This is a genomic window from Nonomuraea indica, from assembly GCF_002850745.1.
Taxonomy (GTDB): domain Bacteria; phylum Actinomycetota; class Actinomycetes; order Streptosporangiales; family Streptosporangiaceae; genus Nonomuraea; species Nonomuraea indica.
The window spans coordinates 104175-128797 of record NZ_KZ559467.1 but is presented as its reverse complement, the minus strand read 5'-3'; the positions used below and the strand labels follow the sequence as shown (position 1 = coordinate 128797).

At 73.8% G+C, this 24623-nt stretch carries 22 protein-coding genes; 12 read left to right on the top strand and 10 right to left on the bottom strand.

Annotated elements, in window-relative coordinates:
* Positions 1-20 precede the first annotated feature (20 nt).
* Both CXR44_RS04710 and CXR44_RS04705 read right to left on the bottom strand, forming a co-directional pair.
* Positions 21-830: a CDP-alcohol phosphatidyltransferase family protein gene (locus CXR44_RS04710; protein ID WP_101783645.1), complete on the bottom strand. Its 810-nt coding sequence runs from the start codon at positions 828-830 to the stop codon at positions 21-23.
* A 47-nt stretch (positions 831-877) separates the two neighbouring features.
* A complete protein-coding gene (locus CXR44_RS04705; protein WP_101783644.1) occupies positions 878-2326 on the bottom strand; it encodes a glycosyltransferase family 2 protein in 1449 nt (482 codons plus the stop codon).
* A gap of 157 nt (positions 2327-2483) precedes the next feature.
* Between CXR44_RS04705 and CXR44_RS04700 the strand changes: the two genes are divergently transcribed.
* The 3 genes from CXR44_RS04700 (at position 2484) to CXR44_RS04690 (ending at position 4524) form a co-directional block, all read left to right on the top strand.
* Positions 2484-2984: a GNAT family N-acetyltransferase gene (locus CXR44_RS04700; RefSeq protein ID WP_101783643.1), complete on the top strand. Its 501-nt coding sequence runs from the start codon at positions 2484-2486 to the stop codon at positions 2982-2984.
* Positions 2981-4024, top strand: a complete 1044-nt coding sequence (gene pseI, locus CXR44_RS04695; RefSeq protein WP_101783642.1) for a pseudaminic acid synthase — start codon at positions 2981-2983, stop codon at positions 4022-4024. Before CXR44_RS04700 ends, pseI begins: the two co-directional genes overlap by 4 nt.
* Before the next feature lie 182 nt (positions 4025-4206).
* Positions 4207-4524, top strand: coding sequence for a hypothetical protein (locus CXR44_RS04690; protein WP_101783641.1), 318 nt, complete (start codon positions 4207-4209; stop codon positions 4522-4524).
* A gap of 79 nt (positions 4525-4603) precedes the next feature.
* On the opposite strand, the gene CXR44_RS04685 is transcribed toward CXR44_RS04690, so the two are convergent.
* Positions 4604-5572, bottom strand: coding sequence for a PseG/SpsG family protein (locus CXR44_RS04685; RefSeq protein WP_101783640.1), 969 nt, complete (start codon positions 5570-5572; stop codon positions 4604-4606).
* Complete coding sequence (locus CXR44_RS04680; RefSeq protein WP_101783639.1) at positions 5569-6297, bottom strand: cytidylyltransferase domain-containing protein; 729 nt, start codon at positions 6295-6297, stop codon at positions 5569-5571. Before CXR44_RS04680 ends, CXR44_RS04685 begins: the two co-directional genes overlap by 4 nt.
* Before the next feature lie 104 nt (positions 6298-6401).
* Here CXR44_RS04680 and pseB point away from each other — a divergent pair, with 104 nt between their 5' ends.
* The gene (gene pseB, locus CXR44_RS04675) at positions 6402-7385 is read left to right on the top strand and encodes a UDP-N-acetylglucosamine 4,6-dehydratase (inverting) (protein ID WP_101783638.1); all 984 of its coding nucleotides are present in this window, start codon (positions 6402-6404) and stop codon (positions 7383-7385) included.
* Positions 7385-8512, top strand: a complete 1128-nt coding sequence (locus CXR44_RS04670; protein ID WP_101783637.1) for a DegT/DnrJ/EryC1/StrS family aminotransferase — start codon at positions 7385-7387, stop codon at positions 8510-8512. Before pseB ends, CXR44_RS04670 begins: the two co-directional genes overlap by 1 nt.
* A 129-nt stretch (positions 8513-8641) precedes the next feature.
* Here CXR44_RS04670 and CXR44_RS04665 read toward each other — a convergent pair whose 3' ends face one another.
* Genes CXR44_RS04665 through CXR44_RS04655 form a run of 3 tightly spaced genes read right to left on the bottom strand, consistent with a single transcriptional unit; the run spans position 8642 to position 13230 of the window.
* The gene (locus CXR44_RS04665) at positions 8642-10963 is read right to left on the bottom strand and encodes a glycosyltransferase (protein ID WP_101783636.1); all 2322 of its coding nucleotides are present in this window, start codon (positions 10961-10963) and stop codon (positions 8642-8644) included.
* 15 nt (positions 10964-10978) lie between these two features.
* Positions 10979-12580 (bottom strand): class I SAM-dependent methyltransferase, encoded by a 1602-nt coding sequence (locus tag CXR44_RS04660; protein ID WP_101783635.1) that lies wholly within the window; start codon positions 12578-12580, stop codon positions 10979-10981.
* Positions 12571-13230, bottom strand: coding sequence for a hypothetical protein (locus tag CXR44_RS04655; RefSeq protein ID WP_245898839.1), 660 nt, complete (start codon positions 13228-13230; stop codon positions 12571-12573). Before CXR44_RS04655 ends, CXR44_RS04660 begins: the two co-directional genes overlap by 10 nt.
* A gap of 343 nt (positions 13231-13573) precedes the next feature.
* On the opposite strand from CXR44_RS04655, the gene CXR44_RS04650 reads away from it, so the two are divergent.
* The 7 genes from CXR44_RS04650 (at position 13574) to CXR44_RS04620 (ending at position 20575) form a co-directional block, all read left to right on the top strand.
* The gene (locus CXR44_RS04650; protein ID WP_245898838.1) at positions 13574-13819 is read left to right on the top strand and encodes an acyl carrier protein; all 246 of its coding nucleotides are present in this window, start codon (positions 13574-13576) and stop codon (positions 13817-13819) included.
* A gap of 34 nt (positions 13820-13853) precedes the next feature.
* Positions 13854-14579 (top strand): SDR family NAD(P)-dependent oxidoreductase, encoded by a 726-nt coding sequence (locus CXR44_RS04645; RefSeq protein WP_245898837.1) that lies wholly within the window; start codon positions 13854-13856, stop codon positions 14577-14579.
* Positions 14580-14605: 26 nt separating this feature from the next.
* Positions 14606-15919 carry an AMP-binding protein gene (locus CXR44_RS04640; RefSeq protein WP_101783632.1) on the top strand — a complete coding sequence of 438 codons (1314 nt, stop codon included), beginning with the start codon at positions 14606-14608 and terminating at the stop codon, positions 15917-15919.
* Between the two features lie 46 nt (positions 15920-15965).
* Complete coding sequence (locus CXR44_RS04635) at positions 15966-16997, top strand: LuxE/PaaK family acyltransferase (RefSeq protein WP_101783631.1); 1032 nt, start codon at positions 15966-15968, stop codon at positions 16995-16997.
* Positions 16997-18346, top strand: a complete 1350-nt coding sequence (locus CXR44_RS04630; protein WP_101783630.1) for an acyl-CoA reductase — start codon at positions 16997-16999, stop codon at positions 18344-18346. Before CXR44_RS04635 ends, CXR44_RS04630 begins: the two co-directional genes overlap by 1 nt.
* A gap of 150 nt (positions 18347-18496) precedes the next feature.
* The gene (locus CXR44_RS04625; protein WP_180903185.1) at positions 18497-19087 is read left to right on the top strand and encodes a polysaccharide deacetylase family protein; all 591 of its coding nucleotides are present in this window, start codon (positions 18497-18499) and stop codon (positions 19085-19087) included.
* A gap of 102 nt (positions 19088-19189) precedes the next feature.
* On the top strand, positions 19190-20575 hold the full coding sequence (locus CXR44_RS04620; RefSeq protein ID WP_219601674.1) for a hypothetical protein: 1386 nt from the start codon (positions 19190-19192) through the stop codon (positions 20573-20575).
* An 89-nt stretch (positions 20576-20664) separates the two neighbouring features.
* Here the strand turns inward: CXR44_RS04620 and guaA are convergent, their stop codons facing one another.
* The 3 genes from guaA to CXR44_RS04605 all read right to left on the bottom strand — a co-directional run bounded on the left by guaA (position 20665) and on the right by CXR44_RS04605 (position 24593).
* On the bottom strand, positions 20665-22212 hold the full coding sequence (gene guaA / locus CXR44_RS04615; protein WP_101783627.1) for a glutamine-hydrolyzing GMP synthase: 1548 nt from the start codon (positions 22210-22212) through the stop codon (positions 20665-20667).
* A 100-nt stretch (positions 22213-22312) separates the two neighbouring features.
* Positions 22313-23131 carry an SDR family NAD(P)-dependent oxidoreductase gene (locus tag CXR44_RS04610; RefSeq protein WP_101783626.1) on the bottom strand — a complete coding sequence of 273 codons (819 nt, stop codon included), beginning with the start codon at positions 23129-23131 and terminating at the stop codon, positions 22313-22315.
* A 109-nt stretch (positions 23132-23240) separates the two neighbouring features.
* Positions 23241-24593 carry a pyridoxal phosphate-dependent decarboxylase family protein gene (locus tag CXR44_RS04605; protein ID WP_101783625.1) on the bottom strand — a complete coding sequence of 451 codons (1353 nt, stop codon included), beginning with the start codon at positions 24591-24593 and terminating at the stop codon, positions 23241-23243.
* Positions 24594-24623: the final 30 nt, after the last annotated feature.

Genomic DNA, 24623 nt, shown 5'->3' with positions numbered 1-24623 from the left:
CTGGTTCTAACCCCCGAAACTTAGACGAGAACGTGCTCTCGGCTCTCCTGCGGGGCGGACACGGTGTGCCTGCGCGTGAAGAGCCACATCCGGTAGACAAGGAAGATCTCGTTGCCGAGCAGCAGGACGCCGGCGACGGCCGCGACCGGCACCAGGGCCGCCGCCCCGACGAGGGGCGCGACCACGAACACCGCCGCGTGGAACTCGATGCCGCTGATCAGGTGCGTACGGACCCGGCGGCGGGCGAGATACCGGTTGAGCCGCCTGCCGAAGGACCGCCGCCTGCCCGCGCCGCGCGGAGCGGGCACCAGCCCGGCCGCCGTGGCGCACTCCGCGGCCTGGGCCCGCGCTTCCTTGATCGTCTCGCGGACCCGCTTCATCTGGGGGGCGTTGACGTACCTGAACAGGTCGAGCACGGCCACCCCGGCGCCGAGCACGATCCAGCGCGCCTCCCCCGTGAGCGCGTACTGGCCGTAGGCGAGGCCCGCGGCGCAGAAGACCACCCGCACCCGGTCGCCCACGTAGTCGAGCCAGAGCCCGAAGGGCGTCCCCGTGCCCTTCAGCCTGGCGATCTTGCCGTCCACGCAGTCGATCATGAAGCTCAGGTAGAACATGGCCGCCCCCGCGGCCAGTTCGTCCATCGCGAAGCACCCGGCGGCGAGCAGGCCCAGCACCAGCGAGGTCACGGTGAGCGCGTTCGGCGTGATCCGGGTGTGGTTGGCCACCGCCAGAGCCGCCCGGCAGGCGACCGGGTCCACGAAGTAGACGGTCCACCAGGAGTCTCTGCGCTTACGGGCCGCGTAGACCTCGGCGAGCGAATAGGTGCTCATGGATTCAGCATGGCTACGCAACGTCATGTCCGTATTACTCTCTGGAACTAATGGGCGATGTCCATGCCGGTTCTTGACCATCCCGGAACCGACAGCCGCCACGGCCGGTTGGCGTCCCCGTCGCGGAAATGCCCGGTGAGCTCCACCCCACGGGCGTCGACCAGGGCGTGCAGCCGCCAGGTCGGCCCGCCGCCCTTGAGGTGCGCCGGGTCGATCTCCGCCACGTACCTGCCGTTCTTCGTCCGGCGGGACGGCACGGGCACCTCGCGGTTGCCGTCGCTGAGGAAGAGCCGCACCTTGCGCGGCCGGCGCTCGACCCGGTGGACGGCCACCTCGCCGAGCACGGTGAAGCGGCTGCCCGTCCACCGGCACTCCTCCACCCTGGCCATCAGCTTCAGCTCGTCGGTGGCGTCGTACACCGTGTCCGGGATGCGCAGCGAGCGATCCCGGAAGTAGGGGTAGTCGCCGTACCAGCCCGTCCTGCGCAGCCCGCGCGGCACGATGCGCGGCGAGTCGGCCGTGGCCCGCCTGAACTCCCGCACCTCGCGGAACTGCTTGATCAGACCGCGCTCCACCAGGTGGAGCTCCAGCCGGCGCAGGGACGGGGCGGTGCCGAGCACGGCGGGGCTGAGGACGGCCAGCCACTGGCGGGCCAGGTCGTGCAGCGGCGGGACGTCCTCGTCGCGGGCCTGCTCCAGCGCCTGGAACAGGAAGACGATGTCCTTCTCCAGCACCAGCCCGTCGAACGCGAGGATCAGCTCCGGCGCCTCCTCCCGCAGGAACGCCCGGACCGCGCAGATGGCCTCCAGCCGGTCGCTCAGGTTGGCCAGTTCGGCGCGGCGCTGGGTGATCGAGCCTTCGCCCGACTCGCGTTTGCGCCAGTGGTAGACGACGTCGGGCAGCACGTCCACGCTGTCGGCCAGCACGTGCGCCCGCATGCTGAGCGGCACGTCCTCGTAGATCCCGGCGGGGAAGCGCAGCCGGTGCTCCTGCCAGAAGTCCCGGCGGTAGACCTTGTTCCACACGGTCCGGTCACGCACCAGCACCCGCCGGTCCATGATGTGGGTGCGCCGCACCGCCCGCCTGAAGACCTTCTCGTGCAGCGACGAGGCGGCCAGGCCGCCGTCCCTGATCCGCCGAACGCCACCGCACGCCAGGTCGGAGCCGGTGCGTTCGAGCGAGCAGACCAGCGTCTCGTACGCCTCGGGCGGCACGACGTCGTCGCTGTCGGCGAAGGCGAGGTAGGACCCGCGGGCCCACCGGATGCCCTCGTTGCGGGCCGGCCCGGGCCCGCGGTTGGGCTGGCGGACCACCACGAACCTCGGGTCGCGGGAGGCGAAGGCGTCGGCGATCCGCCTGCTGCCGTCCGTCGAGCCGTCGTCGACCAGGATGACCTCGATGTCGGCGAGCGTCTGCGCCGCCAGGGACTCCAGGCACTCGGTGATGTACGGCTCGACGTTGTAGAACGGGACGACGACGCTGACCAGGGGCGCCATATGAGCGGGCTCCTTGCGTGCGGGGGATGGTTAGACGGCAGCATGCCCCGGCCGTCGCCGGTCGGCGGGTCGCGCTGCCCCTCCCTGATCAGGTCTTTACCAGACACATAATCCGCTACGGTGTGAGTTCGTACCGACACGGAGCGTAGGAGGAGTCGTGCTGAGGCCGGTTCGCGACGACGACCTGCCGGCGCTGCTGCGCTGGCGCAACCACCCGCGTGTGCGCGCGGCCAGCTTCACCACCCATGTGATCGGCGCGGCCGAGCACGCCCGCTGGTGGGCGGCGGTGCGCCACGATCCGGCCAGGCGCGTGCTGGTGTACGAGCACGACGGGCGCGACGCGGGCGTGGTGACCTTCTCCGGGCTCGATCCCGCCGCCACGACCGGTGAGTGGGGCTTCTACCTCGACCTGGACGGGTTGGAGCGGACGGGCGCGGTGCTCGGGGCGTGGGCCGGGCTGGAGCGGGCCGCGATCGGCCACGCCTTCGGCCCGCTCGGCCTGACCACGCTGCGCGGCCAGGTGCTCGCGGGCAACGAACCGGTCCGGCGGCTGCACCGCCGCTTCGGCTTCGCCGAGGTCGGCGTCCACCGGCGCGAGGTGGACGGGACGCCCGTGGACGTCGTCACCGTCGAGCTGACCAGGAAGGACCCCACATGATCACGATCGCGGGCCGCGCCGTCGGGGCGGGCCATCCGCCGTTCGTCATCGCCGAGATGTCCGGCAACCACGACGGCAGCCTCCAGCGGGCCCTGGCGATCGTGGACGCGGCGGCCGACGCCGGCGCGCACGCGGTCAAGCTGCAGACCTACCGGCCCGACACGATCACGGTCAACGCCGACGGGCCGGCGTTCCGGCTCGGCGACGGGCACGAGCTGTGGGGCGGCGAGCGCCTCTACGACCTCTACGAGCGGGCCCACACGCCCTGGGAGTGGCACGAGCCCATCTTCGCCAGGGCCCGGCAGCGGGGCCTGGTCGCGTTCTCGTCCCCGTTCGACCCCACCGCCGTGGACCTGCTGGAGAAGCTGGACGTCCCGGCGTACAAGATCGCGTCGTCGGAGATCGTGGACCTGCCGCTGATCCGGCTCGCCGCCGCCACCGGCAAGCCGCTGATCCTGTCCACCGGCATGGCGTCGGCCGGCGAGATCGACGCGGCCGTGCGCGCCGCCCGCGAGGCCGGGTGCGCCCAGCTCGCCGTGCTGGCCTGCACGGCGAGCTATCCCGCCGACCCGGCCGAGAGCAACCTGCGCGCGCTGCCGCTGCTGGCCGGGCTGACCGGGGCCGTGGTCGGCGTCTCCGACCACACACCGGGACTCGGCGCCGCCCTCGCCGCCGTGGCCCTCGGCGCCTGCCTGATCGAGAAGCACGTCACGCTCGACCGGCGGGGCGGCGGGGTGGACGCGGCCTTCTCGCTGGAGCCCGGCGAACTGGCGGCGCTCGTCACCGAGAGCGGGCGCGCCTGGGAGGCGCTCGGGCGGCCGGAGCTGGGGCCGCGGCCGTCGGAGCGCGAGGGGCTGCGCTTCCGCCGGTCGCTGTACGTGGTCAGGGACGTGCGCGCGGGCGAGGCGGTGACCGACGGCAACGTCCGGTCCGTCCGGCCCGCCGGCGGGCTGCCCCCCGCGGCGCTGGCCGAGGTGATGGGCCGCCGCTTCACCCGCGACGTCCCGCTCGGCACCCCGCTCACCTGGGACCTCGTCTAGACGGGGTCCCAGGAGGCGAGGGCACGGGGCCCCTTCCCGGCCTTGATCGGCACCGCCGGGGCGACTAACGTGATCGCCGTGCTGCCGGAAGGCGGAGCCGCGGCGATCGCGTCACACGGGAGCGGCCCCGGCCACGACCAGCCGCCCGGCCACACCGCCATGGAGTTGGGGACCTACTGACGATGAGCGCGGAAGAGGACTTCAGGCAGGTCGGCGCCGAGCTGGCCGACCTGGGTGTACGGGTCTCCACGATGATGGGGAGCCCCGCGCTCAAGGACCAGGCGGGCAAGGTGTTCGCGAGCCTGTGGCGCGACGGCGCGATGGTGTTCCGGCTCGTCAGGGACACTCCCGAACACACGGCCGCGCTCGGGCTGCCTGGCGCGTCCCTGTTCGACCCCTCGGGGCGGGGCAGGGTGGTGAAGGACTGGGTGGTCGTGCCCCACTCCTCCGCCGGGACCTGGACGGATCTGGCCGAGGCCGCCCTCAGCCGCCCACGCTGACAGGTGACGCTCACGCGCGCCGCGCCGCCGGTCCCTGCCCGCCCTGGACGTCGCACGGGACGTCGCCCAGTGGACCCTGTCAGCCGCCGATGAGCGCGAGCAGGGTGTCGGCGACGCGTTCGCGCCCCTTGCCGTCGACCAGGCCGTGGCCGCGCCGGCCGAGCTCCTCGCGCGCCGCCGGGTCGGCCAGCAGGCAGGCGAGCACCTTGGTGGCGGCTGGGCCCGCCTCCGGTCCCAGACCGGCGGCGATGCCCCGGCCCACCAACGCTTCGTACCCGATGAGCTGGTTGTCCGCCACCCATGTCAGGGCGGCCGGCACGCCGAGGTAGAGCAGCTCCCACACGGCCGAGCCGGCCGCGGTGACGACGAGATCGGCCTCGGCCATCAGCACGGGCAGCCGGTCGGTGGGCGGGATGACGGTGAACGGCCCCTCGACCGCGAACGGCTTGGGGCTGACCACGGTCGCCTGGAACGGCAGGCCCGTGTCGGCCAGCGCCCGCGCCCAGGCGGGGGCCACGCCCGCGCTGTCGGTGCCGCCGAAGAAGCACAGCACGCGTGGCACGGCCCGTCGCGCCCCGGCCTTGCGGCGCAGCCGCCGGACGCTGTCGCGCAGCAGCACGTAGCGCGACCCGGCCAGCCTCCGGGTGAGCGGCGGAACCGGGCGCAGCTCGGCGCCGAGGTTCTGGTCGAGGTAGAGGTCGGCGTCCTGGCCCGGCGAGTCGCCGTCGACGATGGCCAGCACCGCGGCCGACTCGCGCACCGCCGCGCCCGTGCCGGGCGGCAGGTCGTAGGAGTCGAGCACGACGGCGTCGAGTTCGAGGTCGCGCGCCAGCGCGGCCAGGCGCGCCGGCCGTTCGGGCGCCGGGACGAGCGGCAGCCTGCGCTCCAGCAGCTGCGCCCGCGCCCACGCCGACCCCGCCAGGTCGCCCAGGAAGCACACCTCGACCCCGCGCCCGCGCAACTCCTCGGCCAGCGCCACGCAGCGCACCAGATGGCCCACCCCGCGCGCGCCCCCCGCGTCACAGCGGACGCCGACCCGCGTCCTCAAGACTCCTGCAGCGCTTTCTGCTGCACGTGCGCGTTGAGCAGGCGCACGTCAGGCCGGGCGCGCAGCCAGCCCACCAGCGTCGCGTGCGGCACGCACCGGTCGCCGAACTCGTCGGCGACGCGGGAGATGAGCCGCCAGTCGTCCGGCGTGTCGAGGGTGACCCGCAGCTCGCCGGCGACCGGCGCGTAGGCCAGGCCAAGCAGCCGCGACGTGCCCGGGCAGGTGTAGACGTAGGAGGTGACGTGAGCTCGGTGGTGGGCCGTGGCCTCCCGGTCGGCCCGCAGCAGCGCCGGCAGGCTGACGATCTCGACGTCGAGGCCGCGCGGCAGCGTGCGCGCCAGGCTGGTGCTCAGGTAGTCGAGGCCGGGCACCGCGCGGAAGACGAGCGCCGCCTCGCGGATCACCGCCGGGTCGAGCAGCGGGCAGTCGGCCGTGAAGCGCATCACCGCCTCGCCCGGGTGCTCCTCCACCGCCGCCACGAACCTGCTGAGCACGTCGTCCACCGGCCCCCGGTGCCAGGCGACGCCCAGCCTGCGGCACTCGGCCACCACCGCGTCGTCGGCCGCCTCCGTCGTGGTCGCCACGACCAGGTCGTCCACCGCCTCCGCCTGCCTGACGGCGCGCACCACCCAGCCCAGCACCGACCGTCCGCGCAGCTCCCGCAGCACCTTGCCCGGCAGGCGCGTCGACCCCATCCGGGCCTGAATAATTCCGACAATGCGCACCGAAGCCCCATTCCCCCGTGTGACCGTGCGTCGCTGACCGGTCGCGCTATGCTACCGGCCAGCTCGGACGACTACAGCGCGTCAGCGCGATTCCAGGGGGCCCCGTGAGCAATCTCAGCGGATCGTCAATACTGATCACCGGAGGCACGGGGTCCTTCGGCAAGGCGTTCATCCGCCACGCGCTCGACGTTCTCGACGTGCGGCGCCTCGTCGTCTTCTCCCGCGACGAGCTCAAGCAGTACGAGGTCCGCCAGCAGTTCGGCGACGACAAGCGGCTGCGCTGGTTCATCGGCGACGTGCGCGACCGCGACCGGCTGGCCAGGGCCATGCACGGGGTCGAGCACGTGGTGCACGCGGCGGCGCTCAAGCAGGTCGACACGGCCGAGTACAACCCGTTCGAGTACGTCCGCACCAACGTCGCCGGCTCGCAGAACGTCGTGGAGGCCGCCATCGACGCGGGCGTGCAGAAGGTCGTCGCGCTGTCCACCGACAAGGCGTCCAGCCCGATCAACCTCTACGGCGCGACGAAACTCGTCGCCGACAAGCTCTTCGTGTCGGCCAACCACTACGCCGCCAGCCATGTCACCCGCTTCTCCGTCGTCCGCTACGGCAACGTGGTCGGCAGCCGGGGCTCGGTGGTGCCGTTCTTCCAGCGGCTCGCCCGCGAGGGGGCCACGCTGCCGATCACCGACAAGCGGATGACCCGCTTCTGGATCACGCTCGACCAGGCGGTGCGCTTCGTCGTCGACTCCTTCGACCTCATGCGCGGCGGCGAGCTGTACGTGCCGCGCATCCCCAGCATGCGCATCACCGACCTGGCCGAGGCGCTGGCCCCCCGCAACCCGGTCTACGAGGTGGGCATCCGGCCGGGCGAGAAGCTGCACGAGGAGATGATCGCGCCCGACGACGGCCGCCGCACGCTGCTCCTCGCCGACCGCTACGTCGTGCTGCCGACGATCGCGACCTGGGGCTACGTGCCGCCGCAGGGCGGCCAGATGCTGCCGGAGGGCTTCGCCTACCGCTCCGACACCAATGACCGCTGGCTGTCGGTGGAGCAACTGCGCGAGATGGTGACGGTCGGCGTCTGATGCTCCCGTACGGCAAGCAGTCGATCAGTGACGACGACGTGGAGGCGGTCGTCGAGGTGCTCCGCGGCGACTGGCTGACCACGGGGCCCGCCGTCGGGCGGTTCGAGGCGGAGCTGGCACGCTGGACCGGCGGCGTCCCCTGTCTGGCCGTCACCTCCGGCACCGCCGCCCTGCACGTCGCCTACGTGGCCGCCGGGGTGGCGCCCGGAGACGAGGTGGTCACCTCGCCGCTGACCTTCGTGGCGACGGCGGCGACGGCCGCGCTGCGCGGGGCGCGGGTGGTCTTCGCCGACATCCGGCCCGACACCGGCACGCTCTGCCCGGACGCCGCCTCGGCCGCCGTCTCCGGGCGCACCCGGGCCGTCACCGCCGTCGACTACGCCGGCCACCCGGCCGACTACGACGAGCTGCGCGAGGTCGCCACCCGGGCCGGTGCGGTGCTCGTCGCCGACGCCGCCCACTCCATCGGCTCCACCTACAAGGGCCTGCCGGTGGGGCGGCTCGCCGACCTGACGACGTTCTCGTTCTTCCCCACCAAGACGGTCACCACCGCCGAGGGCGGCGCGGTGGCCGTCGCCGACCCCGAGCGGTTCCGGCGGGCCGCCCGCTTCCGCAACCACGGACTGGTCCGCGACCCGGCCGAACAGCGCGACCCCGGCCACGGCGGCTGGCACCAGGAGGTGCACGAGTTCGGGCTCAACTACCGGCTGCCCGACGTGCTGTGCGCCCTCGGCGCGAGCCAGCTGCGCCGCCTCGCCGCGTTCAGGGCCCGGCGGGCCGAGCTGGTCGCCCGCTACGACGCCCTGCTCGCCGGGGTGCCCGGCCTGACGCTGCCCGCGCGACGGCCGTACGTGGAGCCGAGCTGGCACCTCTACCCCGTGCGGGTGCGCGACGGGCGGCGGGGCGAGGTGTACGACCGGATGCGGGCGGCCGGGATCGGGGTGCAGGTCAACTACATCCCGGCCTACTGGCATCCGGTGTTCGAGGACCTGGGCTACCGGCGCGGGCTCTGCCCGGAGGCGGAGGCCTACTACGCCGAGCAGTTGTCGCTGCCGCTCTTCCCCGACCTGTCCTCCGCCGAGCAGGACCGGGTCGTGGAGTGCCTGACGTCCATCCTCGGCTCCTAGCCTTCCGATCGCGGAGGGCCGGACCGGCGACGCCCAGTCGTTTCCGGTCCGGTCGCCCGGGCTCCGGGCATTCGCGGTCCGGTCGCCCGGGGTCGGCCGCCCGAGGGTCGGTCGTCCGGGGGTCGGTTGTCAGCGTTCGGCGAGCATGAGGGTGCCGTCGTCGCTCCGGTCCACCTGGAAGCGCCGCCCGGCGACGGTCGCCGCCGGGCGGGCCGGGGTACGGACGAGAGGGCGGAGCGGGCGGCCCTGGTCGATGACGACCTCCCAGCACGACTCACGGCCGACGGGCTCGTCCACGTCGCCCAGCGGGACCCTGGCCCGGAAGCGGTGGCCGGCCAGCGTCAGGGGGAAGTACATCTCCTCGCCGTCGGTGCGGCGGACGAGCCGCAGCACCGGGTCGCCGTCGCCCGGATCCGCCAGCTCCCCCGCGACCAGCAGGGTGTCCCCGTCGAGGCGGCACTCGCTGACGAACGCCTCCGCGCGGCGCAGCCGCAGCCCCCACACTCCCCTGCCGCCGCGCACCGGCACCACCCACACCCCCGCCCGCCGCACCGGCCGGGAGACGGCAGGCGGCTGGGAAACGCCCGGCGGCTCGGCGAGGGCCGGGGACTCCGCAAGGGCCGGGGACTCCGCGAGGGCCGGGGACTCCGCGAGGGCCGGGGACTCCGCGAGGGCCGGGGACTCCGCGAGGGCTGGGGACTCCGCGACATCCGGCGACTCCGGCAGGGCCACGGGCTCCGGGACGTCCGGAGTTCCGGGGCACTCAGGGGCGCGTGTGACGGGCACCGGTCGCGGCGCCGGGACGAACGGCGGCTCGGCGTCCCCGCGCCGGGACGGGTCCCCCGGTCGGGACGGCTCGTCGGGCGCCGGTCGGGACCGGGCTCCCGGACGGCTGGTGGCCACGTCGCGGGACGGGACGCGGAGGGCGGCCGGGTCGGTCACGCGGCGCGGGGCCGGGACGAACGGCGGCTCGGCGGCCGTCAGGCGGACCGGCGCCGGCACCGAGGGCGGCAGCCAGCGCGGCCCCGCCACCTTGGCCGCCAGCCGCAGCCCCGCGCCCTTCAGCTCCACCCACAGGTCCCAGCGTCCCTCACGAGCCCGCCGCGCCGGGCCCAGCGCCGCCGGGTCCAGCGCGAACCCGAAGCAGAAGCCGTGCTCGGGCACCGCGCCCCCGCCCTCCTGGGCCACGCTGCGCCACGCGGGCGAGACGATCTCCTCCCCCAGCGCCATCCTGTCGCCCGTCCCGCGCTCCTGCAGCCAGACGCGTACGCGCATCCGCCGCAGCTCCTCGACCGCGAACCGCCCGACCGTCGCCCAGCCCTCGCCGCACAGCAGGCCGTCGCGCCAGCCGATGTCGAGCAGCCGGGCGGTCAGGGCCAGCTCGCCCGTCACCTCCGCCAGGGGGCGCGGCAGGGCCGGATGCCGGGCGTACCAGCGCCTGCGCACGAGACCGTCGGCGGAAAGGCGCGGCCACAGGCGGCCGTCACGGTCCCGGTCGAACACGGCCGCCAGCTCCTCCAGGCGGCGCAGGTGCAGCAGGCGGACCATGAGCCGGCGCGCGAACGGCAGGCTCAGAAGCGCCTCGGGCTCGACCCCGTCGAGGTAGCCGCAGGCGAGGTCGAGCAGTTCGGCGTCGGCGGCGGCCCCCAGGCCGGCCACCGCCTCCACCGCGACGGCCAGGTCGATGTCGAGCGTGTCGCGGTCGAAGTACGGCATGAGCTGCGGCGCCCGCTCGGCGAGCAGCGACGACGTCTCCAGCACCGACAGCAGGCGGTCGCGCAGGTTGGCCGGCTCCAGGCGCCGCTCGGTGATGGAGGAGCGCTCGTCGCGCAGCCGCCAGTGGTAGACGACCCCCTTGAGCACGTCGACCGAGGACGCGCCCACGTGGGCGGCCATGGCGACCGGCTGGTCCTCGTACATCCGCTCGGGGAATCTCAGCCCGAGCGACTCCCAGAACGAGCGCCGGTAGACCTTGTTCCAGAGCATGCGGTCGCGCACCAGCAGCGGGTGGCGGGTGATGTGGGTGCGCCGCAGCGGCCGGGCGAACGCCTCCCGGTGCGCCCACGAGGGGACGAGCAGGTTGCGGTGCAGCCGCATGACGTTGCCGCACGCCAGGTCGGACCCGGTGGACTCCAGCGACGTCACCAGCCGGTGGAACGCCCGCGGCGGCACGATGTCGTCGCCGTCCACGAACGCCAGGTAGCGGCCGGTCGCGTGCCGCAGGCCGGTGTTGCGGGCCCGGCCGACGCCATGGTTGTCCTGCCGGACGAGCCGCACGCGCGGGTCGGCCGCCATGCGGGCCTCGACCACGGCCGCCCCTCCGTCGCCGCTGCCGTCGTCGACGCAGATCACCTCCAGGTCGCGCAGGGTCTGGGCGGCCAGCGAGTCCAGGCAGGGGCCGAGGTATCTCTCGACGTCGTGGAACGGGACGATCACCGACAGGATCGGCACGGGTGCTCCTCTCGATCAGCCGGACAGCAGGCGCAGCATCCTGCGGGCGGCCTTGCGGGGGCGGGCGAGGCGGCGTGAGAGGCGGTGGCCGAGGCTGCTGCGCAGGGCGGCGGCCTTGCGCTGGGTCCTGCGCAGCTTGGCCCTGGCGCGCACCAACTCCCGCTCGCGGTAGCTGAGCTTGGTCTCCAGGCGGGCGACCCTGGCCAGAGTCGCCGTGAGCCGGTCGGACAGCCGGTCGTGCGCGGCCAGCAGGTCGCGGTAGGCGGGCGCGGTCGCCGGCCCGGCCGGCTCCCCCAGCTCGGCGTCGAGCTTGCGCGCCTGGTCGAGGTCGTCCTCGCCGCACGGCCGGCCGGCCATGCCGCACAGGGTCAGCGCGAGCTCGTCGGCCGCCTGCGGCCACGGCCACGGATGGTGATGCCCGGCGGCCAGCAGGCGTACGGCGAACCGCCACAGGATGCGGCAGAGCACCACCCGCGCGGCGACGGGGCCGGTCGGCGCGGGCAGCGGGGTGACGGCGGCGAACCGTTCGCCGTCCCAGACGAGGTTGTCGGCGGGCGCGTCGCCGCCGTCCTCGACCCAGTCGGCGAGTCTGGCGAGCAGGTGGCGGATCGACCGCACGTCCTCCCGGGCGCACGCCTCGACCAGCACCTCCTCCAGGACGCGCCCGCGCGGGATCGGCCGCGGGCTGCCGTCGGGCAGCCGCCTGGTGGTGGTGGCCGTGACCTCGTGCACGACCCGGCCCACCTCGACCAGCCCGGCGGGCAGGAGCCCGGCGAGCGGTTCGGCGGGAAGGCCGGCGGCGGGACGGGTCGCCACCGCCACCCACAGGGGCGCGAGGTGCTCGCCGAGACCGTGCCGGAAGGCCAGCCGGGTCAGCCGGAGCGGGTCGGCCACCAGCATGGTGTCGCCGCCGCGGGCGGCGAGGGGGACCGTGAGCGCCTCCGGGAGCTCCTGGGCCAGCAGCTCGCTCGCGAGCAGCGCGCGCGGCGCGTCGCGGCCCGGGTAGGCGGCGTAGCGGCCCTCGGTCACCAGGCCCGCCGCGGCCAGGGCCGCGTCGAGCGCGGCCGGGCCGCAGGGGTGGGTGGGGTCGAAGCCCCGGGGCTCCCAGTCGCCGTCGGCGCCCTGCCGGTCGGGCGGCCTGGCCTCGACGAACCGGTCGACGCCCAGGTCGTTGGGGACCGCGAGGACGAGCCGGCCGCCGGGCGGGACGAGCCGGGCCAGCGCCTCGAACGACTCCTGCCACGACGGGGCGGGCTCCTCGGCGGAGTGCGTGCGTCCCAGGCCGTCGAGCGCCAGCACCAGGTCGTACGGCTCCTCCTCCGTCAGCGCGCGCAGCCGGCCGCAGTGGACGGTCAGCGAGGGGTGACGTCCGGCCAGGGCGCACGCGTCCGGATGGGAGCGGACGAGGACGGCGGCGTGGCCCGCCCGATCGGCGACGGCGGCGACCAGCCCGGCGGCGTGCGGGCCGGCCAGCAGCACCCGGCCGCTCGCCGGGAGGAGCCGACCGGCCAGCTCCAGGCCGACCCCCCGCCAGTCGGTGGCCGCGTCGGCGTCGGACCAGAGCAGCATCTCGCCGCCGATCATGCGGACGTTGCCCGGCGTCTCGTTCACGCGCATCGCACCCGCTTCCAGCCGAACATGCGCAGCAGCTCCTCCGGTGTCGCCTGATGGTCGAACCCCAGCTCGCGCCGCGCGGCCTCGGCGGCCAGCCCGGGGTCGACGCGCACCCCGTGCAGCTCGGGCCACAACCGCATCCGCCGGGCCGTGCCGCCGTACTCGGGCCGCTCCCCCTCGAACTGCATCGGATCCCCGTAGACGGCGACGTCGCAGCCGACGGACGCGCCGTAGAACAGCGCGCTGCCGAGGCGGTTGGAGGCGACGCGGCGGTGCCGGCGCAGCTCGGTGAGCTGCCGGCGCAGGAAGTCGCGGCCCCTGCCGTCCCAGCGGGACCCCCGGTCGCCGTGGCAGACCACCCGGAAACCGGCCGACTCGTACGCGCGCCTGATGTCCGGATCGCCGAACTCCAGCCAGTAAAGGCACACCGTCACCGGGCCGGTCTCGACCTCGCGTATCTCGGCGGCGAGCCGGAAGTGGTCGCCGTCGACCGCGCCCTTCTCCCAGCCGTGGAAGGGGTACCAGATGGTGCCGCGGCGTTCGGCCTCGGGAATCCGGCCGAGGTCGGGCTCCATGTCGAGCAGGTATATCCAGGGGGCGCCGATGAGGTAATGGCCCCTGCGCCCCATGGACCAGCCGCGGCGTCTGAGCACGTCACTCCAGATGAAACGGGGATATCCCGGGCTGCACCAATGGTCGTTGGGTGGAAATCCATGCAAATAGTTCCAGCCGTGCTGGACAAACCCCTGAATACGCCGGGGGGTGTCGTCGGGCAGCCCGCAGTAGGTGCCGAGAATGCGGGAGTGACCGTACCAGTGATTTGATTCGTCCATCATTTCCCCTGTAGCGGTGGGCGCGCCCCGTCCGACATTCGCAGCCGCGCCCCCGCGCCATCCGGCGTTATACGGTTCCATTACCCGCGACGGGGTCTCGGTTTGAGCCATGCGCGATCAGAGCTACACTACGTCTCGGTTCGACCACAGAGAGTGAGTGATCATGATCCACCTCGACCGGCTGCGCGACGTCTTCCGCGTCTCCCTGGGCCTCCCGGCCGGAGCCGACGTCGACGACCTCCGATACCGGGCGATCCCGCAGTGGGACTCGCTGGCCCACATGGCACTGGTCGCCGCGATCGAGGACGAGTTCGACATCATGATCGACACCGACGAGATGATCGACATGAGCTCGTTCACCCACGCGGTCCGGCTGCTGGAGAAGCACGGTGCCGGCGCTTCGTCCTGAGCCGCGTCCCGATCCGGCCGCCGCAGGTCCGCGCGTGGCCCTGGTCACGGGCTCGACCGCGGGCATCGGGCGGGCCGTCGCCGTCGCGCTGGCCGCCGCCGGGCACGACGTGGTCGTGCACGGCCGCGACCGGGAGCGGGCGGCGAAGGCCGCCGCCGAGGTGGCCGCCGAGACCGGTGGCCGCGCCTTCCCCGCGCACGGCGACGTGGCCGACGCCGAGGCCGTGGCCGCCGTGATGCGCGGGATCCACCGCGGTCACGGCCGGCTCGACGCCCTGGTGGTCAACGCGGGCGTGCACGAGGCGGGCCTGCTCGGCATGACGCCGACCGCCACGGTGTCCCGGCTCTTCGCGGCCAACGCGACGGGTGCGGTCCACACGCTGCAGTCGGCGGTCCGACTGCTGCGGCGGGGCACCCGCCCGGCCGTGGTGCTCGTCTCGTCGATCATGGGGGTGCGCGGCGCCCCGGGTCAGGCCGTCTACGCCGCCACCAAGGCCGCGCTGCTCGGGCTGACCGTGGCCGCCGCGAAGGAGCTGGGCCCGGCCGGTGTCCGGGTCAACGCCGTGGCGCCCGGCTACATCGACACCGGCATGCTCGCCACGCTCGGCGACGACGCGCGGGCGGCGACGGTCGCCGCGACACCGCTCGGCCGTCTCGGCAGGCCCGCCGACGTGGCCGCCGCCGTGGCGTTCCTGCTGTCCGAGCCCGCCTCCTTCATCACCGGCCAGGTCATCGGCGTCGACGGCGGGCTGGTGCTGTGAGAGCCGACACGACGGATGGACCTGCCATGGACGCATTCCCGCACCCGGACGCGCGGCTCGTCGTCGCGGGCGAGCCGGGCGCGCTCGCGGGCGCCGAGCTGGCCGCGCGGATCGAACGGGCGGCGCGGGTCCTGACCCGCGTGCCGCCCGGCCCGGTGTTCTGCGGCATGCGCAACGACCTGAGCTCGGTGGTGCGCTACCTCGCCGCCCTGCGGGCCGGCACGCCGGTGGCGCTGCTCGACGCCGACCTCTCCCCCGGCGCGCTGACCATGCTGATCAGGAGGTTCCGGCCGACAGCGGTGTTCGGATTCGCGCACGCCGTCGAGGGCTCGCCGCGTGGCCGCCGCGAGGCCCCCGACCCCCATCCCGACCTGGCCCTGCTGCTGGCCACCTCGGGCTCGACCGGCAACCCCAAGCTCGTCCGCCTGTCCCGGCGGGCCGTGCTGGCCAACGCCCGGGCCATCGCCACCACCCTGGCCATCGGCCCCGGCGACATCGCCCCGACCAGCCTCCCGCTGCACTACAGCTACGGCCTGTCGGTGCTCAACAGCCACCTCGCCGCGGGCGCCGCCGTGGTGCTGACCGACGCGGGGCTGCTGGAGCGGTCCTTCTGGACCCACCTCGACGGCCACGGCTGCACCTCGCTCGCCGCCGTCCCCTACCAGTACGAGATGCTGCGCAGGCTCCGCTTCGACCCGGCCGAGCACCCCACGCTCACCACGATGACCCAGGCGGGCGGGCGGTTGCGGGCCGAGCTGCTCGGCGAGTTCGCCGCCAAGGCGGAGCGGTTCTTCGTCATGTACGGCCAGACCGAGGCGACCGCCCGCATCTCCGTCCTGGCCCCGCGCCACCTGGCCGGCAAGCCGGGATCGTGCGGGCAGGCCGTCCCCGGCGGCCGCCTGACCGTCGACGACGGCGAGGTCGTCTACCACGGCCCCAACGTCATGATGGGCTACGCCGAGACGGCAGCCGACCTGGCCCGGGGCGACGACCTGGGCGGCGTGCTGCGCACCGGCGACCTCGGCCGCCTCGACGACGAGGGCTTCCTCTATCTCACGGGCCGGGTCAAGCGCATCGCCAAGATCTTCGGGGTGCGGGTCAACCTCGACGACGTCGAGGGGCTGCTGCGCGACTGCGGCCCGGTGGCGGCGACGAGCGGCGACGACCGCGTCACGGTGTGGGCCGAGGGCCTCGACCGCGACGGGTGCGCCCGGCTGGCCCGGCGGCTGGGCACCGAGCTGCGGCTGCACTGGAGCGGCTTCGACGTGCGGGCGGTGGACCGGCTGCCGCTGCTCACCACGGGCAAGATCGACTACCGCGCGCTGGAGTCCCGCGCATGAGCCCGCCGGACCGCCCAGGAGCCCCGCGGGCGAGGGGAGGCGCGGGGTGAGCGTCTTCCGGCTGACGGCCGACGAGCGGGAGGCGGCGCTGCTGCCCCGGCTGGCCGAGCTGACCGAGTGGCACCGGCGCGCCTGCCCGCCGTACCAGAGGATTCTGGAGGCGATCGGCGCGGCGGGGCCGTACGAGCGGGTGGCGGACCTGCCGTGGCTGCCGGTGCGGCTGTTCAAGACGCACGAGCTGCGCAGCGTGCCCGAGGAGCAGGTGTTCAGGGTGCTCACGTCCAGCGGCACCACCGGGCAGGCGCCCAGCCGCGTCTACCTCGACCGCGAGGCGGCGGCGGCGCAGCCACGCATGCTGGCGGCGACGCTGCGGGCGGTGCTGGGCGAGCGGCGGCTGCCGATGCTCATCGTGGACAGCCGGGCGGTGACCCGCGCGACGGCGCTGAGCGCCCGTGGCGCCGGGGTGCTGGGAATGATGAACTTCGGCCGCGACCACACCTTCGTGCTCGACGAGCGGGGCGGCCTCGACCGGCGGGCGGTCGAGGCCTTCCTGGCGCGGCACGGCCACGCGCCGTTCCTGGTGTTCGGCTTCACCTTCATGGTCTGGCTGCACCTGCCGGCGCTGCGGGCCGACCTCTCCCAGGGCGTGCTCATCCATTCGGGCGGCTGGAAGAAGCTGGCCGACCAGGCCGTGGACAACGCCGCCTTCCGCCGCCGGCTGGGCGCGGAGTGCGGGCTGAGCCGGATCCATGACTTCTACGGCATGGTGGAGCAGATCGGCACGGTGTTCCTCGAAGGGCCGGAGGGTGACGGGCTCTACTGTCCCGACTTCGCCGACGTGGTGATCCGCGACCCGGAGACGTGGCGGGAGGCGCCGCCGGGCGTGCCTGGGGTGATCGAGGTGGTGAGCACGCTGCCGACGTCCTATCCGGGGCACGTGCTGCTCACCGAGGACCTCGGGGTGGTGCACGGGGTGGACGACGGGGTGTGGCCGGGCAAGCGGTTCTCGGTGCTGGGGCGGCTGCCGCGGGCGGAGACCCGCGGGTGCAGCGACACCGCCGGAGAGGTGGCCGCCTGATGGACGCGCCCCCGAGCGACGAGCTGGCGGTGCGGTTCCCCGGAAGGGCGACCGCCCGGGATGCGGCCGGTCCGTCGCGTTCCGGCGCCCTGGATGCGGCCGGCCCGTTGCGCCCCGGCGCCCGGGATGCGGCCGGTCCGTTGGACCCCGGCGCCCGGGTGGACGTCGAAGGGCTGCTCGATGGGATGGCCGGAGCGGGGAGTCTCGGTGTCGGCGACGAGCGGGTGCGCGACTTCCTCGGCGCGTTCGGGCGGCGGCTGCTGCGTCCCGAGCTCGCCCGCCGCCATCCCGAGCTGGCCTCGCTCGGCTTCTTCCTGCGGCCGCGGGAGCTGGCGCGGACCGTCGAGGAGACGCGCGGCGGCGAGCACGTACGAGTGCCGCGCGGTCTGGTGTTCCACATCCCGCCCGCCAACGTCGACACCGTCTTCGTCTACTCATGGGCCCTGTCGGCCCTGATGGGCAACCGCAACGTGGTCCGGCTCTCCTCCCGGGCGGGCGCGGTGGCCGCGCTGCTCGTGGACACCCTGCTGGAGACGCTCGACGAGGCCGACCGGGAGGTGGCCGAGGCCGTGGCCGCGACCCAGCGGATCGTCTCCTACGGCCGCTCCGACGCCGTCACGGCCGCCCTGTCCGCGGCCTGCGACCTGCGGGTGGTGTGGGGCGGCGACCGCACCGTGGACGAGGTGCGGCGGCATCCGCTCGCACCGCACGCGCGCGATCTCGCCTTCCCCGACCGGTCGTCCTTCGCGCTGGTCCTGGCCTCGGCGTGGCTGGCCGCGTCGCCCGGCACGCGGGAGGCGCTGGCCGACGGGTTCGCCGCCGACGCCTACTGGTTCGACCAGGCCGCCTGCTCGTCGCCGCGTACCGTCTTCTGGGTCGGCGCGCCCGCCGAGTGCGACACGGCCCGTGACGACTTCACCACGTGCCTGGCACGGGCGGTGGCGCGACGGGGCTGGACGGTGGACGCCGCGATGGCGGTCGAGAAGCGGGTCGCCACCTACGGCCTCGCCGCCGACGGCGCGGCGCGGGCGATCGGCTTCCACGGCAACGCGGTGGCCGACGTGGTCCTGACCGCGCCGGAGCTGGCGCCGCGTCGCTGGCTGGGCACGGGCACGTTCGCGCACGCCCGGATCGCCTCGCCGGCCGAGCTCGCGGGCCTGGTGCGGCGCGCGGACCAGACGATGACCTACTTCGGCTTCGCACGCGCCGAGCTGGCCGAGCTGGCGGCGACGCTGGCGGGGCGGGGCGTCGACCGGATGGTGCCGATCGGGGAGGCGCTCAGCTTCCACCGGGTGTGGGACGGCGTCGACCTGCCGGCCGAGTTCACCCGCCTGCTCACGATCCGTTGATGTCGCGGGCGCGGCCGCGTCCTCGGGACGCACAGGGTGCGCATTCACCATAAAGTGGCACCTGTGGTGATTCAGGGGTTACTTGCGGTCTCGCTGGTGTTGGGTGGCGCTCCGACGTCAGGGGCCCAGGCGAAGGTCGACTGCGCGCGGGTGAAGTGCATCGCCCTGACGTTCGACGACGGGCCGGGCAAGCGGACCCCTGCCCTGCTGGACGTGCTGCGGAAGGAGAAGGCCAAGGCCACCTTCTTCCTCATGGGCAAGCACGTCGAGCAGTTCCCGGACATCGCGCGGAAGGTCGCCGCCGAGGGTCACGCGGTGGGCAACCACACCTACGGTCACCCGTCCCTGACGTCGTCGAGCGACCACGAGATCCTCGACGAGCTCCGGCTCGCCCAGACGGTCATCGAGGACGCCACGGGCCGGCGGGTGACGATGTTCCGCCCGCCCTACGGGCACACCGACGAGCGGGTGCTGCGCCTGGCCGGCGAGCAGGGGCTCGCGCAGGTCATGTGGACGGGCACGACGCTCGACTGGAAGGTGCGGGACGCCGAGCGGATCAGGGCGGCCGTCCTCCGGCTGGCGAGGCGTGACGCGGTGATCCTCATGCACGACGTGGTCCCGCAGACCGTCAAGGCCATGCCGGCGATCGTCAGAGCGCTGAAGAAGCGCGGGTACCACCTCGTCACCGTGCCCACGCTGCTCGGCGGCAAGCGGCTCGAAGCCGGAGTCAGCTACCCCTAGGCCGCGGGAGGAGTCCCGCCGGCCGGGATGGGAGTCATGCACAACGCGAAGGCATCGCGACGGGGGACGTTCGCGACTTTCCTCGCCATTCAGGCCGTGCTCGTGTGCTGGTGGCTTGCCTACCATCCCGGCCTGTTCAGCCGGGACTCGGTGCTCTACCTGAGTCACACCATGGCCGGCCCCTGGGTGAGCGACCATTCCGTCGTCTACGACGCTCTGCTGTGGCTGAGCGTGCGGGTGAGCGGTGACCTCGGCCTGGTCACACTGCTGCAGACGACGGCCATGGCGGCCACGCTCACCTACCTGGCGACCGCCCTGCGCGCGCTCGGCGCGCCGCCACGCTCCACGACGGCGGTCGCCGTGCTGATGCCGTTCCTGCCGCCGGTCGGCGCGTTCGCGGTCACCCTGTGGAAGGACGTGCCGTTCACCCTGTGCGTGGTGGCCATCGCGGCGTCGTGCGCGGGCATGGCGGCGGCGCGGATTGTCACCCCCGGGCGGCTGGCCGGTCTCGGCGCGCTCATGACGGCGCTGGGCCTGTTCAGGGCGAACGGCTTCCTGATCGTGGCGGTCACCGTCGTGGTGCTGGTGCTCGTGGTCCGCGTCATGAAGGTACGGCTGGCGCTCGTCGGCACGGCCGCGGCGGCCCTCCCGGTCCTGCTCACCAACCTGGTGTTCCCGCTGGCCGGCATCGCCGCCCCGTCGAAGACGTACGTGTACCACACGGCCTTCGGCGACATCGCGGTGCTGTACCGCGGCCATCCGGAGCTGTTCGACCACCGGGACAGGGCCGTCATGGCGGCCGTGGCGCCGCTGTCGCGGTGGACGTCCGGCGGCACCTGCCACACGATCAACCCGTTGATCTGGCGCGACGACTTCAGCTGGCAGCAGGCCGACGCGCGGGCGGGCGAGCTGCTGGATCTCTGGAAGCGCCTGCTGCTGGAGCGGCCCGGACTCGTCGTGGACGCCCGGCTGTGCCGCGGCGCCATCGCCTGGAAGATCACTCAGGACGAGTGGGCCGTCGGCGGCGAGACCTACCACTTCTCCCGCAGGCCGACCGCCGAGAGCTACGTAGGCCCGGACAAGGTGCCGGACTTCCCCGAGCGGCACCTGTTCTCGTTGCGGCCGATCTCGGAGCCCCTCCACCAGGCCGCCGACGCGTGGCTGGTGAGCACGGCGGCTCCGCGCTACGACTGGCTCCTGTGGCGGGGGGCGCTGTGGTCGTACGTGTCGTACCTGGCGGTGGGGCTGGCCGCGTGGGCGCTGCGCAACAGGTACGTGCCAGCCGTGGCGGCGGTGGTCGCGGGACAGCAGCTCGTCATCCTGGCCAACATCTCGGCCCAGGACTTCCGCTACATGGCCGCCCCCGTCCACATCGGGATGCTGCTCCTCCCGCTGCTGGTGGCGAGCGTGGCGAGGATGGCGCGCCTGCCGCGCGGACGCCGCGAGACGGACGCCGAGCGGGAGTCGCCGGTCACGCGCCTTTCGTGATCGCGCTCCCGCCGGGGCGGCGCCCGTCAGGCGTGCCCGTCAGACGTGCCCGTCAGGCGTGGCCCGTCAGGCGTGCCCGTCGCCGGCGGTCACTCCCACTCGATGGTGCCCGGCGGCTTGCTCGTCACGTCGAGCACCACCCGGTTGACCTCGCGCACCTCGTTGGTGATGCGGGTGGAGATGCGCGCCAGCACGTCGTACGGCACCCGCGCCCAGTCGGCCGTCATCGCGTCCTCGGAGGTCACCGGGCGCAGCACCACCGGGTGGCCGTAGGTGCGGCCGTCGCCCTGGACGCCCACCGAGCGCACGTCGGCGAGCAGCACCACCGGGCACTGCCAGATGTCCCGGTCGAGACCGGCGCGGGACAGCTCCTCGCGGGCGATCGCGTCTGCCTCGCGCAGCAGGTCGAGCCGCTCGCGGGTGACCTCGCCGACGATGCGGATGCCGAGGCCGGGGCCGGGGAACGGCTGCCGCCACACCATGGCGGCCGGCAGGCCCAGCTCCTCGCCGGCCCGGCGCACCTCGTCCTTGAACAGCGCGCGCAGCGGCTCGACCAGCTCGAACTGGAGGTCCTCGGGCAGGCCGCCGACATTGTGGTGGGACTTGATGTTGGCGGTGCCGGTGCCGCCGCCCGACTCGACCACGTCGGGATAGAGGGTGCCCTGCACGAGGAAGTCGACCGGGCCGTCGGCCATGATCGCACGCTGCTCGTCCTCGAAGACGCGGATGAACTCACGCCCGATGATCTTGCGCTTCTCCTCCGGATCGCTGACGCCCTCCAGCGCCTTGAGGAAGCGGTCGGCGGCGTCGACGACGCGCAGCTTGACGCCCGTGGCGGCCACGAAGTCGCGCTCGACCTGCTCGGCCTCGCCCTTGCGCAGCAACCCGTGGTCGACGAACACGCAGGTGAGCCGGTCTCCGATGGCCCGCTGGACGATCGCGGCGGCCACCGCGGAGTCGACGCCGCCGGACAGCGCGCAGATGGCCCGACCGTCGCCCACCTGCCGGCGGACCGCCTCGACGGACTCCTCCACGATGTTGAGCATGGTCCACGTCGGGCGGCAGCCGGCCGCGTCGAGGAAGTGTCTGAGCACGGCCTGGCCGTGCTCGCTGTGCAGCACCTCGGGGTGGAACTGCACGCCGTACAGGCCGCGCCCGGGGTGCTCGAAGGCGGCGACCGGCGTCTCGCGCGTCGAGGCGGTCACCGTGAAGCCGTCGGGCGCGGCGGCGACGCTGTCGCCGTGGGACATCCACACCTTCTGAACGGCGGGCAGCCCGGCGAAGATCACGCCCTCGCGGTGCACGTCGAGCTGGGTGCCGCCGTACTCGGCGACACCGGTGCGTGCCACCTCGCCGCCCAGCGCCTGCGCCATCGCCTGGAAGCCGTAGCAGATGCCGAACGTCGGCACCCCCGTCTCGAACAGCCCGTGCGGCACGGCGGGGGCGTTGTCGGCGTAGACGGAAGAGGGCCCGCCGGACAGGATGATCGCCTTGGGATTCTTGGCCAGCATCTCCTCGACCGGCATCGTCGAGGGGACGATCTCGGAGTAGACGTGGCACTCGCGCACACGCCTGGCGATCAGCTGCGCGTACTGCGCGCCGAAGTCGACCACCAGCACTGTGTCGAACTCAGACACCGAGACAACCCCCCAAAGGCGAATGCGGTGCCTCTCAGTGTATCGGCAGTGCGCATTCGACCTGGACGGGGCCGGTGCAAGCCCCCTAACCCGGCCCCGGCTAGAGCGCGGGCAGCCCGCCCGCGAGCAGGATCTCGGTCTGCCTGCGCAGGTCGGTCTCGTGCTCGGGGTGGGTGAGCAGCAGGAAGCGCTCCTCGTGGACGGCGTCGACGACCATGTCGGCCACCCGTGACGGCTCGATTCCCTTGTCCACGGCGGCGTCGACGCGGCCCTGCTGGTCGAGGTCGTCGAGGGTGGGCGCGACGGCCAGGTGGAACGGGCGCACCCGCGCGGAGCGGTTGATCCGGGTGCGGACCGCGCCGGGGCACAGAGCGGTGACGCGCAGCTTGGAGCCGGTGGCGATCAGGTCGTGGGCGAGCGCCTGCGAGGCGGCGAGCGCGGCGTACTTGCTGACGGCGTAACCGCCGGCCCTCGGCCCGGCCAGCAGGCCGGCCACCGACACGGTGTTGACGATGTGGCCCTCGGTGTCCTGCTCGATCATGCGCGGGACGAACGCGGCGACGCCGTGCAGCACGCCCCACAGGTTGACGCCGAGCAGCCAGGTGAAGTCTTCGGCGGTGCGCGTCCACAGGTGGCCGCCCTGGTAGACGCCGGCGTTGTTGCACAGCAGGTGGACGGCTCCCAGCTCGCCGAACGCGCGGTCGGCGAGATGGCGCACCGACTCCTCGTCGGACACGTCGGCGATCTGGGTGAGCACCTTGGTGTCGCCCGCCAGCCGCGCCGTCTCCGCGAGGCCGCCGGGATCGACGTCGGCCAGCATCAGTGACATGCCCTCCGCCGCGAAGCGGACGGCCAGTGCCCTGCCGATGCCGCTCGCCGCGCCCGTGACCACCGCGACCTTGCCGGAGAGTTCTCGCACCCGAAGCCTCCCTAGCGCTCGTTTCGACGCTACAGGATCGGGCCGACGAGTCCAGGGTGCTTCGGGGAATCTCGTCGGCGTCTCTTCGCGGGGGCCGCCGGGCGTCCGGTCAGGCGATGGCGACGATCTCGTCGAGCAGGGCCTCCAGGGTCCGGTCGTCCGTGGCCGGGGCCATGACCGTGAGGCGCAGGTGGCGCACGCCGTTCAGCTCGGTCGAGGAGAGGTGGAACGAGCCGTCCCGCATCATCCGCTCCCGCAGGGCGGCCTGGTCCGCCTCGCCGTACCGGAAGCAGACGATGTTGCTCTCCGGCTCGTACGGCAGGTCGAAGCCGGGCCGCCGGCGGGCCAGCTCCCAGAACCGGTGGGCCGTGTCGTAGCGGCCGGCCACGTACTCGCCGATGCCGCGCTCGCCGCGCCAGGCGAGGTTCATGAAGATCTTCAGCCCCAGCTCGGCCTTGGTGCACTCGACGGTGCGGTTGATCAGGTCGAAGCCCTGGTCGCCGTAGAAGAGGTAGCTGGCCTCCTGCCTGAAGGCGGCGTCGAGGTCGCCCTCCCGGCGGACGAGGACCGCGGCGGCGAGGGACGAGGTGCGCAGCATCTTGTGGGCGTCCCAGATGACCGAGTCGGCCAGGTCGACGCCGTCGAGCAGGTGCGCGTGCCGCTCGCTGAGCAGGGCGGAGGCGCCGTGGGCGCCGTCCACGTGGAACCAGATCCCGCGTTCGCGGCACCACGCGCCGATCGCGCGCAGGTCGTCGTGCAGGCCGGTGCCGGTGGCGCACGCGCCCGCCACCAGCGCCATCACCCGCCTGCCCGAGACGTCGGGCAGCCGGGTCACGTCGATCCGGCCCAGCGCGTCGGTCTCCAGCGGCACCAGCGACCGCTGCCCCAGCCCGAGGATGGAGGCGGCGCGCGAGACGGAGTAGTGCGCCGCCGGCGGCGCGAGGATCACCAGGTCACCGGGCACGCCGTGCTCCCAGGCGTCGGGGACGGCCCGCGCCCGCGCGGCGAGCAGCGCGGTCAGGTTGGCCAGCGAGCCGCCGTGCGTCAGCACGCCGCCCCCGGCGGGGAACCCCACCTTGGCCAGCATCCACCGCAGCACCTCGAACTCCACCGTGGCCGCCGCCGCGCCCATCTCGTAGACGGCCATGGGATTGTTCGTGGCGCCGTGCACGAAGTCGGCCAGCGCCGCCGGGAAGTCGGGCGAGGCGGTCTGGTGGGCGAGGTAGGCGGGGTGGTGCAGCCGCGTGCCCTCGGCGAGGAAGACGCGCAGGAAGTCCTCGTACGAGGCGGGCGTCATGCCGCCCTTCTCGATCAGGCCGCGCAGCCCGAGCCGGTCGGCCAGTTCGCTGGGCGGCCGGCGCCTGACCACCGGGGCGGCGCCGCGCTGGCTCTCGTCCACGTACGCGGCCAGCGCCGTCACCGTGATCCCCGCCGCCTCGGTGAACTCCTCAATGTTCCACATACGGAAATGGTGGTTGATTCATCGGTATAT